At 54.7% G+C, this 11,239-nt stretch carries 11 protein-coding genes; 5 read left to right on the forward strand and 6 right to left on the reverse strand.

Features of this window, described 5'->3' with window-relative positions; translation table 11 throughout:
• Positions 1–9 precede the first annotated feature (9 nt).
• Positions 10–843 (reverse strand): 5-dehydro-4-deoxy-D-glucuronate isomerase, encoded by an 834-nt coding sequence (gene kduI / locus M0651_RS12970; RefSeq protein ID WP_248552159.1) that lies wholly within the window; start codon positions 841–843, stop codon positions 10–12.
• A 204-nt stretch (positions 844–1,047) separates the two neighbouring features.
• Between kduI and M0651_RS12975 the strand changes: the two genes are divergently transcribed.
• Genes M0651_RS12975 through M0651_RS12985 form a run of 3 tightly spaced genes read left to right on the forward strand, consistent with a single transcriptional unit; the run spans position 1,048 to position 4,253 of the window.
• The gene (locus tag M0651_RS12975; RefSeq protein WP_248552160.1) at positions 1,048–2,709 is read left to right on the forward strand and encodes a hypothetical protein; all 1,662 of its coding nucleotides are present in this window, start codon (positions 1,048–1,050) and stop codon (positions 2,707–2,709) included.
• Between the two features lie 40 nt (positions 2,710–2,749).
• Complete coding sequence (locus tag M0651_RS12980; protein ID WP_248552161.1) at positions 2,750–3,418, forward strand: bifunctional 2-keto-4-hydroxyglutarate aldolase/2-keto-3-deoxy-6-phosphogluconate aldolase; 669 nt, start codon at positions 2,750–2,752, stop codon at positions 3,416–3,418.
• 52 nt (positions 3,419–3,470) lie between these two features.
• The gene (locus M0651_RS12985) at positions 3,471–4,253 is read left to right on the forward strand and encodes an SDR family NAD(P)-dependent oxidoreductase (protein ID WP_248552162.1); all 783 of its coding nucleotides are present in this window, start codon (positions 3,471–3,473) and stop codon (positions 4,251–4,253) included.
• 44 nt (positions 4,254–4,297) lie between these two features.
• Here the strand turns inward: M0651_RS12985 and M0651_RS12990 are convergent, their stop codons facing one another.
• The 5 genes from M0651_RS12990 to M0651_RS13010 form a co-directional block, all read right to left on the reverse strand.
• Positions 4,298–4,546 (reverse strand): hypothetical protein, encoded by a 249-nt coding sequence (locus M0651_RS12990; protein ID WP_248552163.1) that lies wholly within the window; start codon positions 4,544–4,546, stop codon positions 4,298–4,300.
• Between the two features lie 137 nt (positions 4,547–4,683).
• On the reverse strand, positions 4,684–5,787 hold the full coding sequence (locus M0651_RS12995; RefSeq protein WP_248552164.1) for a Gfo/Idh/MocA family protein: 1,104 nt from the start codon (positions 5,785–5,787) through the stop codon (positions 4,684–4,686).
• Entirely contained in the window at positions 5,787–6,518 is a 732-nt protein-coding gene (locus M0651_RS13000; RefSeq protein ID WP_248552165.1) for a ThuA domain-containing protein, read from the reverse strand. Before M0651_RS13000 ends, M0651_RS12995 begins: the two co-directional genes overlap by 1 nt.
• A gap of 273 nt (positions 6,519–6,791) precedes the next feature.
• Positions 6,792–7,952 carry a Gfo/Idh/MocA family protein gene (locus M0651_RS13005; protein WP_248552166.1) on the reverse strand — a complete coding sequence of 387 codons (1,161 nt, stop codon included), beginning with the start codon at positions 7,950–7,952 and terminating at the stop codon, positions 6,792–6,794.
• A 136-nt stretch (positions 7,953–8,088) separates the two neighbouring features.
• Positions 8,089–8,916, reverse strand: coding sequence for a helix-turn-helix domain-containing protein (locus M0651_RS13010; protein WP_248552167.1), 828 nt, complete (start codon positions 8,914–8,916; stop codon positions 8,089–8,091).
• A 149-nt stretch (positions 8,917–9,065) separates the two neighbouring features.
• On the opposite strand from M0651_RS13010, the gene M0651_RS13015 reads away from it, so the two are divergent.
• Positions 9,066–10,109 carry a YkvI family membrane protein gene (locus M0651_RS13015; protein ID WP_248552168.1) on the forward strand — a complete coding sequence of 348 codons (1,044 nt, stop codon included), beginning with the start codon at positions 9,066–9,068 and terminating at the stop codon, positions 10,107–10,109.
• A 222-nt stretch (positions 10,110–10,331) separates the two neighbouring features.
• Positions 10,332–11,120 (forward strand): helix-turn-helix transcriptional regulator, encoded by a 789-nt coding sequence (locus tag M0651_RS13020; RefSeq protein WP_248552169.1) that lies wholly within the window; start codon positions 10,332–10,334, stop codon positions 11,118–11,120.
• The last annotated feature ends 119 nt before the right edge of the window (positions 11,121–11,239 follow it).

An 11,239-nucleotide genomic window follows, 5' to 3' on the forward strand; every position in this document is an offset into this window, starting at 1 on the left:
CACTCTTTCTTATTTCAAGTCTTTCATGGGAACCGCGTCCATGTCCGCATAGGCTTTGTTATCGCCGGCCATTCCCCAAATAAACGTATAATTGCTGGTTCCGACCCCGCTGTGAATCGACCAGCTCGGCGAGATGACGGCTTGCTCGTTGCGCATCACGATATGCCGGGTTTCGCTGGGTTCGCCCATCAGATGGAATACAACGGCGTCGTCCGCCAAATCAAAGTACATATAAGCCTCCATGCGGCGTGGATGAACATGGGCAGGCATCGTGTTCCACATGTTGCCGGTCTTGAGCTGGGTCATGCCCATCACGAGCTGGGAGCTTTGCAGGCCGTTCTCATGAATGAACCGGTGAATGGTGCGGTCGTTCGAGTTCTCAATCGAACCCAGCGCTCCGGATTCGGCTTCCGCCAGCGTTGTTTTGGCCGTTGGGAACTCCTGATGCGCCGGAGCCGAATTTAGATAAAATTTCGCCGGCTTCGATGCCTCTTTGCTTCGGAAAATCACCTCACGCGTGCCTTTGCCAACGTACAAGCAATCCTTGTTGTTCAGCTCGTATTCCGTACCGTCGACGACAATTGTACCCGGCCCGCCGACATTAATGGCTCCAAGTTCGCGGCGTTCGAGGAAATAAGCAACCCCCAGTTCCTTCAGATCGGTCTCCAGCTTAACCTCCTGCTTCACCGGTGCGGCACCGCCGATAATCAGCCGGTCCTCATGCGTGAGCACCAGCTCCAAGCGATCCGGCGTAAACAAGGTGGGGATGTGGAATTCCTTACGCAGCCGATCCGTATCGAATTGCTTGACCTCATGGGGATGCGAAGCGTACCGACGTTCCATGTAAAACCTCTCCTTTTCACGTTCATTTTGGTGTATAATGTTCATATAAGTTCACATTAATCCATTTCGGTTCATTTGGCAAGAGGTTACATCTAGAGAAGGAAACTCGTAGAAGATCAGAGATTTGCCGTAACAAATCGTGGATTCACCGGCTTTAGCCGCCGAGGGAACCATGATAGGATGTGGGGGAAGGGGCGCTTTTTGATGAATCCTTATCGATCTAGAATGGGAGAAATCGTCCATCGAGCGGCCGAGTTTGCTTGGCGTCAGCCTCTCCTGGCGAGCGGGCTGTGGTTTCACGGCGATATTCGGGACAACTATTATTACGCCTCCTATTTGTTTGCCGCCGCCATCGACCCGGAAAAAAAGCCATCGTTTGATCGAGTGGAAGGCCGGCGGCTGTCCGAACAAGTACTGCTGCGCGTGCTTTTGCTGCAGGATCGGGAGGCGGCCAGCCCAATGTACGGCCATTGGCCGCTGGGGCTTGATCCGGCTCCGGAATTGGCAACGCCTCATGTGCTGCCGGTGGAGCTGATGGGCAGCTTGATGGTGTATTTTGTGCAGAACTACGGGCAGCACCTGAGCCTGGAGGTGTCTACGCGGTTCGAGGAGGCCTTGTCCCATGTGTACCGCAGCGGATTTTATCGCAAGCCTTTACGGGAGTACAACCATCATGAGGCTAAGTATACGGCCGCGAAGCTAATCTTTGGACAGCGATACGAGGATGCGGCATTGTTGGCGGATGGAAGGGAATGCCTGCGACAAACGTTAGCCCATATTCGCCTTGAGGGTATGGCCGAATACGGGGCTTTGCCGTGGTTCTGGCATTGGATTCAGGCGTTTACCTGCGCGTGGGCGCTGATGGAGGATACGGGGGTCAAGGACGAGCTCACTGAGATGCTGGACCACCTATGGAACGTCAGGGCGGTGTATTATTTCAAAGGGGCTTGGGTTGGGGCCCGTGCCCGCGGCTGGCCGCATGATGCGCCGCGGGACGCCAACGTCCTGCACGACTACGTGCAATTCGGCGACTTTGTGTTGCCGGCCGCGATGCCACGCACAGAGTATGCCGGGCTGCTCTTCTATGAAGCGCCTCTGCGTGCAAGGCAACGGGTGCTGGGGCGAAATGAGCCTGCCGAGTCCCGAGCTGCGATTCTTAAAGAGATCGGCGGTGTAAAGCATCGGCTTCATTCCTACGCTTATCTCACCGGCCAATTTGGGGTCGGAGGGCTGTGGGAGAGAGTCGAGGAATTCGACAATGAGCAACTGCGTTGGTTATTCAGCTTGCCGGTCCGCGGCGAGAAAGGCAATCAGCTATATTTCTTCCATCCCGGTAAGGGGTATGATCCTGCGGGCTCAGATCCACGTCATCAAAGCGGTTGGACCGACGTGTTGTATCATAAGAACGTCGTAATGTCCCTCTACACGCTGCCGGAAGATGTAACCGGACAGGTCAACGGCGTGCTTCCGGAAGGAGAATGGCTATTTGCAGCGAATGGTATATTCGGTAAGGTCGAAGAGACGTATTTCGCCGTTTCTGTATCGAGTGCGTACCAGATACAGGATCGGGACGGTTATCTGCAAGTTGTAATGGACGGACGCAACGTTGGTATCGTCGTCGAAGCCCTTGGCGATTCGGAAGCGACTCAGCGGGGTATCGCCGATTTAGATGAGTTCGCCTCAGCCTTGTGGTCCCGTGCGCCTCAATTCGAAGTTGTTGGAAGTGCGGGAAGAATCGGTGTGGCGTACGTTACTTATAACGAGGAAGCCAAGCTTTCTCTTCGGGTTAAAGGTCCCGGGCTTCCGGGGGATCGATGGGTGAACGGCGTGCCTGTTGATTTGAAGTCCTATTCTTATTCATTGTAAAGGGTTAAGACAACGTAATCGTGAGAAAGAGGGGAAAAGGATGAAGAAGTTGCAGCTTACGCAAAAAATCATGCAAGAGGGCGTTGTCGCCGTGTTGCGCGGTGAAACCCCGGAGGAAGTCGTGCAAATGGCCGAGCAGGCGATTGCCGGCGGTATTAAAGTCATCGAAGTCACGATGACGATTCCGTTTGCTTTACGGGCGATCGAGGAGTTAGCCCGCAAATACACCTGGGACGCGCAGGATGAATCCCGATATGCCATTATCGGCGTGGGGACGGTGCTTGATCCCGAAACAGCGCGGGCGGCGATTCTGAGCGGCGCTCAGTTCGTGGTCGGGCCATCTTTGAATCCGGATACGGTGAGATTGTGTAACCGTTACCGCATCCCGGTGATGCCGGGATGTATGACGATCAAGGAAATCCAGGAAGCGCTGGAGCTGGGGGCGGACATCGTGAAGCTGTTCCCGGGCAATCTGTACGATCCGTCGATGATCAAGGCCGTCAAAGGACCGCTGCCGCAGGCAAACCTCATGCCTACCGGCGGGGTCTCGCTGGCGAATCTCGGGGAATGGATCCAAGCCGGGGCGGTGGCTGTCGGTATCGGCTCGGACTTGACGAATGAAGCGGTGAAGAAGAACGACCTGTCGCTGATCGCCCATAAGGCAGCGGCTTATAAGGCGGAGTATTTGAAGGCCAAAGGGTTATCCTAAACGTAGATGATTCTCAAGAAACAAAGAATAGATCGACTTAGGAGGGATTCACGTGGATCTTGGATTGCAAGGGAAACGGGCAATTATCACTGGCGGCAGTAAAGGGATTGGTCTTGCCACAGCCCTCCTGCTAGCTGCGGAAGGGGCTCAAGTGGCCATCGTCGCGCGGGGAGAAGGGCCGCTGCGGGAAGCGGCCGCGACCATCCATACGAAGACGGGGGTTGAACCGCTTGTCCTCGTCGCCGACGTGGCTTCGGGTGAGGATGCGCGCCGGGCGGTGGAGCAGGCGGCGGAGCAATTTGGCGGGCTCGATATTGTCATCAACAACGCTGGAACGTCGGCAGCAGGGCCTTTCGAGCAAGTCGAGGCGGAGACCTGGGGGGCGGATCTGGATCTGAAGGTGCTCGGGGCCGTGAATTTCTCCCGGGCTGCGGTTCCCTACCTGCGTGAAGCCGGGGGCGGCGCAATTCTCAACGTTACCGCAATTAGCGGCAAAACGCCAGGTGCGTCCTCGTTGCCAACTTCGGTTAGCCGTGCGGCCGGCCTGGCCTTGACGAAAGCAATGAGCAAGGATCTGGCAGCCGACCGTATCCGCGTGAATGCGGTTTGCATTGGGCTGGTTCGCAGCGACCAGATCGAGCGAAAATGGCGCCAAGCCGCGCCCGACCTTACCTGGGAGCAGTTCGCGGCCGACCCGCGCCATGGCATCCCGCTGGGTCGGATTGGCCAGGTGGAAGAGGCGGCGAAGGTGATCACCTTCCTGGTTTCCGAGGGCGCTTCGTATGTGACAGGCACGGCGGTCAACATCGACGGCGGAACGTCGTCGGTGTTGTAACACGGTAGGGTAGAGGGCGCTAGTTGAAGAAGCTGGTCGTTGAATTAGTGACGATCAGCTTTTTTTACTGGGGATATGCTCCGGTTCATTTGGATCAAGCGAGCTATTGGAATTCGCTTCATCACCTCCGTCCCCAAAGCGCTGCCAACCGAACCCAACAGTACGCTGGCGGTGACCAGCTTGATCAAGTAGTAAATCCCGGTCCCCGCGAGAAGATCCAGAACAAAGATGTTTCGGATCGTTGACGCTTTGATCGTCACAAAAATAAACGGACGTTGCTTACTTTCGGACATAGTACCCCATTCCTCTCCATCAATCGCTGTTCATCTATATGGCCCGCATAGTTTGGACTATACATATAAAGTAAACCCCCGAACTTGAAAAAGTCGGGGGTTCATTGTGTTTGCGTTTCGTTCAGTTTGTTATCCGGCTAGTCGAGCTGATACGGCTCCAGGCCCTCCGGCAACGGGGCGGGTGGGGTACAGGTGCTTTGCATCTCATAGAAGGTCCCCGCATCGGAGGCATCGTGGAAGCCCCACATGGCTTCCAGTACGTGGTAGGCCAGCGCACCGCTGGCGCGGTGCGGCCGGCCATGAAGCAAGGCGCTCGCCATGTCGGCCGGGCCGATACCGCGGCTGTTCTCGGCATATCCGGGGAGCAGCGGCACCTCGGTCCAGGCTTCCTCGCCGATCCGGCGGAGCTTAACCGGTCCGCCGAAGGAATTCGGATCGGGCACCAGCAACGTGCCTTCGGTCCCATGAATTTCGATCGGGGGCATCGTGCTGCCGCCAAAAATATCAAAGCTGGTGGTTAACGTAGCAATTGCCCCATGGGCAAATTGCAGCGTACCCGAGACATGAGTGGGCACCTCGACTTCGATCGATTGCCCATACTTCTTCTCGCTGGTGATCGTACGTTGTTCCAGTGCTTTGCCGGTCATGCCGGCGATACGTTGAATCGGTCCCAGCAGTTGAATCAGTGCCGTCAAATAGTAGGGCCCCATATCAAACATCGGTCCGCCGCCTTTGGCATAATAAAATTCCGGGTCTGGGTGCCAGAACTCATGCCCTCGGCTCATCATAAACGCCGCCGCCGATACGGGACGACCAATGGCCCCATCCTGAATCAGCTTCAGCGCCGTCTGGATTCCCGCGCCGAAGAACGTCTCCGGCGCGCTGCCGACCATGAGCCCATGACGGCGGGCTGCTTCAAGGACGGCCAACCCTTCCTCGCGGGTTACGGCCAGCGGCTTCTCCACGTACACATGTTTGCCGGATTCCAATGCTCTAAGGCAAACTTCGGCGTGCGCCGCCGGTATGGTCAGGTTGATCACGATCTGAATGTCGGGATCCTGAAGCAACTCGTCAACCGAGCAAGCTCGGGGGACGTGATATTGTTTGGCCTGCTCCCGCGCCCGGCTCAAATCGAGATCGGCGCAGGCCACAAGATCAAGTGCTTCGAATTTTGCGCAATTTTCCATGTAGATACCGCTAATTTTGCCGCAGCCGATAATCCCTACCTTGATTTTGTCCATTATTGGCTGTCCCCCATGCCCGTATAGTTGTGATGGAGCTGTCCATTGCCGCCTTGCGATTCCAGGGCAAGCCGCTTGCCTTCCGCTGCCCAGAGCATCCCGCGAGTCATCATTTCCTTCACCGGGGGCAGGTCTACGATATCCGCGTGATGACCTAGCGAATTATAAAAGACTCGTCCGATGCCCCAGCGTTTCGTCCACACGACGGGCATATCAACCGGCTTATTGAGACGGTGAGGGCCATCAACGACCGGGAAGCTGGTGGTGGCCAGCACTTCAACCGCGGGATCGACATGGAGGTAATATTGCTCCGTCTGGACGCGGAAGTCTTCGATTCCTTCCACCAACGGACTGGAATTGGCGATGATTTCGACCTTGTAGTCGACCCCATCATTACCAGGGTGGGCGACCCATTGTCCGCCGGTCATAAATTGCCAATCGACGTTGTTCCGGAACGAGTCGCACATTCCGCCATGGCAACCGGCCAGGCCGGTTCCCGCTTGTACCGCCGCCGACACGTTATTCACCAGCCCTTGGTCGATGGTTCCCATTGTCCACACCGGTACGATCAGATCAAGACCAAGCAGCTTTTCCGCATCGGCAAAAGCTTCCAGGGTATCGGAGACCTCCACCTCAAATGCATGTTCCCGCAGTACACCGGCGAAAATTCCAGCTACCTGATCCGGCTCATGTCCATCCCAGCCGCCCCAGACGATTAATGCTTTTTTCATCTTGATTTTCCTTCTCTCCTATAGGGTATGTTTCCTCGAGAAACATTTCAGTTGCTCATGAGTTAGCTAACGGATACCAGAGACGTTATTTACCTGCGTACGTGCTGGTGTGATTTCTAACGGACCGAGGAGACCTTATTTCAGTTAAAAGCGGCCAATTGTTCGTCATATGAGCCCAATAAGGTCTGTGGAGTCCGTTACAGCGGGAAATAGCCGGGAACTGGACAAATAAGGTCGCCACGGTCCGTTAGCGCACAGCTGGGTCCGACCAACTCACATCTCCGAGATGTTGACCCAACGCCGTTCCGCGACCGAGCGCTCCACCGCCTCCAGCACCGCCTGGCATTGTACGCCTTCGCGGAAGCTTGGTACCGGCTGGCGGCCGTCGCGGATCGCCGAGGTCAGCTCGAGCATCTCGTGCGTAAACGTGTGCTCGAATCCAATCGTGTGCCCCGGCGGCCACCACGCTTCGGCATAGGCATGCGCCGGATCGGTGGCAAGCACGCGGCGGAAGCCCTGGACATCGGCGTCGTCCGAGGTGAAGTACACCTCAAGCTCATTCATTCGCTCGAAGTCGAATTTCACGCTGCCCAAACTACCGTTGATTTCAAAAGCATTCGTCGAGCGGTGGCCTGCGGCAAACCGCGTTGCCTCAAAGCTGCCCAGCGCCCCGTTCGCGAACCGGGCCAGGAACAGTGTAGCGTCGTCGACCGTGACCGGCCCCTTCGGTGCATTTGCGCTGCTCTTAGCGCTGAGGCCCGTCATATTTTCGGCCAGTGGCCGCTCCTTGATAAACGTCTCGCTCATGCCGATCACTTCCTGGATGTCACCGACTAAATAGTGGGCCAGGTCGATCAGATGCGCGCCTAAATCGCCGTGCGAGCCCGAACCCGCAACGTCCTTTTGTAGTCGCCAAACGAGAGGAAAGGACGGATCGAGGATCCAGTCCTGAAGAAACCAGGCCCGGAAATGATAGATCTGGCCCAACCGGCCGCTTTGCACCAGTTCCTTGACCAGCTTGACTGCCGGGGAGAAGCGGTAGTTGAATCCAACCATATGGGCGACGCCGGCCGCTTCGGCAGCGGCAAGCATCTCGCGAGAATCCTCTAATGTAAGCGCTAACGGTTTTTCGCAAAAAATATGCTTGCCCGCCCGGGCCGCCGCCAGCGCGATTTCCTTGTGAGCGTCGCTTGGAGCATTGATGTCGATCAGGTCGATATCGTCCCTGACGACGAGTTCCCGCCAATCCGTGGCGATTTCGCGCCAACCCAGGCGATCGGCCGCCTCTTGCACCGCTCCCTCGTTGCGGCCGCACAATACGGCCATCTCCGGTTTTAAGGCACCGGGGAAAAACATCGGCAACGCCCGATAGGCGTTGCTGTGGGCCTTGCCCATAAACTTGTAACCGATCATTCCGACACGCAGCGGGTTCATCGAATTCCTCCGTTTCGCGGTATGGTAATTGCTCTTATTTCAAGAATCATTATAAATAGATTCCTTGGATTTCTCTCGCCAGTTTATGTGGAATCCTGGACAAAATATGCGTTTTTCAGCTTTTTGCGAGAATTCTTTAGCTTTCCGGATGGCGCAGGTTGGATGGGATGTTGCCCCGCAGTTCCTTAAAGACGCGATTAAAGGTACGAATACTGCTGAAGCCGCAATCCAGCGCGATTTCCAGGATACTGAGATCGCTCGTGAGCAGCTGATGCTCGGTGCTCAACACGCGAACCGTGTTGAGGTAGGTTTTGAAATTCATGCCGATCGCGGCTTTGAAAGACCGGCTGAAATGAGAGGGTTCCATTGAGAAACGCTCCGCCATGACCGCAACGTTTAACTCCTCGCGATAATGGTCCTCGATATAGGACAAAATTTGCTGCATTCGCGCTCGGCGAGACTCGTACTTTTCCTTGGTAGAACGGTCCATCGGATCGGTGTCTACGTATCTTTGCAAATTGCCGTACAGCCTCGCAATCCCGGCTTTCATCAGGAACGGGTAGCCGGGTTGTTTTTCTTTTTTTTCCCGGATTAGCTCGTCCAGCATCATTTTAACCCGATCCAGCCCGGGAGTATTCGCCGGAATATAAGGAGAAGTAAACCGAAAGTCGAGCGGCCAGCTCTTCGACATTGTGATCCATTCCGGTTTACAGATGAGAATGATGATTTCAGACTCTAATCCCCGACTGTCGAAATAGTGGATGTCGTTGCTGCCGCAAATCACCATGTCGCCTTGCTGGAGTAGGCGGTTTTCTTCGTTCACGCCGATCCGGATTGCTCCGGATGTGACATAAATAAACTCGATCTCGGCATGAAAGTGGGGATAAAATGTGATGTTGGTGCTTTGATAGATATCCATCGGAAGCTCCGGATCCAATTTCCAGTTTTGATAGAACGATTTCACGTAGCTCACTCCGCGTCGTTAAGATAGCTTTCCTCCTAAATGTACTGCATTTTGGCGGGAGATTCCTCTTTTTATTTCGAGAATAGAAGGCAGAGCTTGGACATAGGATGAAAGTACAAAAGAGAAAAAATGGTAATTGTGGAGGATATATGAACGATCGATGGGTGAAAATATTTCAAATTGCCGTGACCTATATCGGTACCGTCGTGGGTGCGGGGTTTGCATCGGGGCAATCGATTATGCAGTTCTTCACCCTGTACGGCACAGTTGGAACGGCGGGCATAGTGGTCACGACCCTGCTGTTTATGTGGCTGGGGACGAAAATGATGATTTACGCCCATCGGATTCAGGCCTACTCGTACCAGGAGTTTAATGATCATTTGTTTGGCCGTCTGTTCGGTAAGGTAGCCAATTTCTTGACTTTGCTGATCTTGCTTGGGGTTACCGCCGTGATGTTGTCCGGCACTGGCTCCATCTTCGCCGAGCAGCTCCAGCTTCCCTATCAACTGGGGATCGTGGTCAGCATCGCATTAAGTTACCTGGTCATGACAAAGGAAATGAACGGCATCGTGATCGTCAATGCGCTTGTCGTTCCCATGATACTTCTGTTTACGAGCGTAATTGCTTTTCGGGCAATTCAGCCGGAGGGACTGCTGGGGATTAACGACTGGCAACTGCGGCAGTTGGGGGACTTCCGCTGGGCGCTAAGCCCGTTTACTTACGCTGCTTTGAATTTTGCCTTCATCCAGGCGGTGATGGTTCCGTTAGGCAGTGAGGTTCGGGATGAGAGTACCTTAAAATGGGGAGGAATTTGGGGTGGCATCGGCTTGGGGGCGATGCTGTTGATCTACCATTTTGCCCTGAATTCACGGATGCCCGAGATGCTGGGGTACGACATTCCGATGGCGGAAATTGTTCGCGATTTAGGGCCGTTCCTGCACGTGCTGTTTCTGCTAGTGATTTATGGCGAGATCTTTACGACGCTCGTTGGCAACGTGTTTGGGGTTACAAGACAGCTGCAAAGCCTTTACAAAGTGCCCAAAAACGCAACCCTGCTCACCATATTGCTTGCTTGCTTTCTGATCAGTCAGGCGGGTTTTTCCTCCCTTTTAACTTATCTGTATCCGTTGTTTGGTTATATTGGTATTCTGCTGCTTATCCTGCTGGCATTCCGGCGGTTACCGAAGCGTTAACTTCATGCTTGCCGCCTCGCTGTTCCAGTTCAGTTCCTCCATCATTCCCCTTATTGCTGAAAATATCACGGAGCTGCCTCGTAAGCTGGTTTATACTGGGGATAGAAATCATTTCCCGAGCAATAACCCTTATTTATGGCCAATCGCAACCTGTGGTTGACAGATTGCCAGCTTCGCTTGATAGTTCGGGAACGCTGGAGCGGCTATGATGGAGGCGAGGTGATGAACATGGATTTTGCAGAGAAGCTGCAGAACTATCGGAAGCAAAAGGGGATGTCCCAGGAGAATCTGGCGGAAGCGATCGGAGTATCGCGGCAAGCCGTTTCAAAGTGGGAATCGGGTCAATCGTACCCGGAAACGGATAAATTGATTGCCTTATGCGAGTTGTTTCATGTGAGCATGGATCATTTGGTTCGGGGTGTACTATTGGAACAACAGGAGCTGCCTCTGGGGTCAAATGATCGAACTACTCCTCGCGATCGAACTCATTATGAATATAAAAGTAAAACGACCTGGTTTGGCGTTCCGCTCATTCATATCAATGTAGGACGCGGCATCTACGTTGCGAAGGGGATCATTGCGATCGGCAATATTGCCATCGGCGCCGTTTCGTTGGGCCTTATCGCACTTGGCGGTTTATCTCTTGGCGTGCTGGCAGCGGGGTTGATCAGCCTCGGTGCACTGTCCTTGGCCTTGCTCCTGGCGATGGGCGCTTTGGCAGCCGGCTTCGTCGCTGCCGGCGGAGCCGCGATAGGCGTGCTGGCGTTCGGCGGCTTATCCATCGGCGTGTACGCCTTTGGCGGTCTGGCCATCGCGTCTCGGATTGCCATCGGGGGGTACGCCAGCGGGCATATTGCGATCGGAGATGCCGTCAGGGGAGCGTATGCGCTGGCTATCCAAAACGATGACATCGCCAGTATTCACGCCGAGCAGGTGAAGGCTCTAATCACCCAGGAATACCCCAAGACGTGGAAGCCGCTGTCGGATTGGATCGTGGCCTTGTTTCGCTGATTTTTTAGATTAGGCGCTGCATAGGAAGGGGTTCGTCTCTAAAGTAAGTAGATCAGATCGCGGGAATGTTGCATATTGTGCAGCATTTTGGGACGTATGCGAAGGAATTGGTTGAAAAT

It is taken from the genome of Paenibacillus mellifer (assembly GCF_023195895.1).
Taxonomy (GTDB): domain Bacteria; phylum Bacillota; class Bacilli; order Paenibacillales; family Paenibacillaceae; genus Fontibacillus; species Fontibacillus mellifer.

Coding starts and splice junctions, on each gene's coding strand:
- kduI (WP_248552159.1), bottom strand. CDS start 843: ATGGAACGTCGGTACGCTTCGCATCCCCATGAGGTCAAGCAATTCGAT.
- M0651_RS12975 (WP_248552160.1), top strand. CDS start 1,048: ATGAATCCTTATCGATCTAGAATGGGAGAAATCGTCCATCGAGCGGCC.
- M0651_RS12980 (WP_248552161.1), top strand. CDS start 2,750: ATGAAGAAGTTGCAGCTTACGCAAAAAATCATGCAAGAGGGCGTTGTC.
- M0651_RS12990 (WP_248552163.1), bottom strand. CDS start 4,546: ATGTCCGAAAGTAAGCAACGTCCGTTTATTTTTGTGACGATCAAAGCG.
- M0651_RS12995 (WP_248552164.1), bottom strand. CDS start 5,787: ATGGACAAAATCAAGGTAGGGATTATCGGCTGCGGCAAAATTAGCGGT.
- M0651_RS13000 (WP_248552165.1), bottom strand. CDS start 6,518: ATGAAAAAAGCATTAATCGTCTGGGGCGGCTGGGATGGACATGAGCCG.
- M0651_RS13005 (WP_248552166.1), bottom strand. CDS start 7,952: ATGAACCCGCTGCGTGTCGGAATGATCGGTTACAAGTTTATGGGCAAG.
- M0651_RS13015 (WP_248552168.1), top strand. CDS start 9,066: ATGAACGATCGATGGGTGAAAATATTTCAAATTGCCGTGACCTATATC.
- M0651_RS13020 (WP_248552169.1), top strand. CDS start 10,332: ATGAACATGGATTTTGCAGAGAAGCTGCAGAACTATCGGAAGCAAAAG.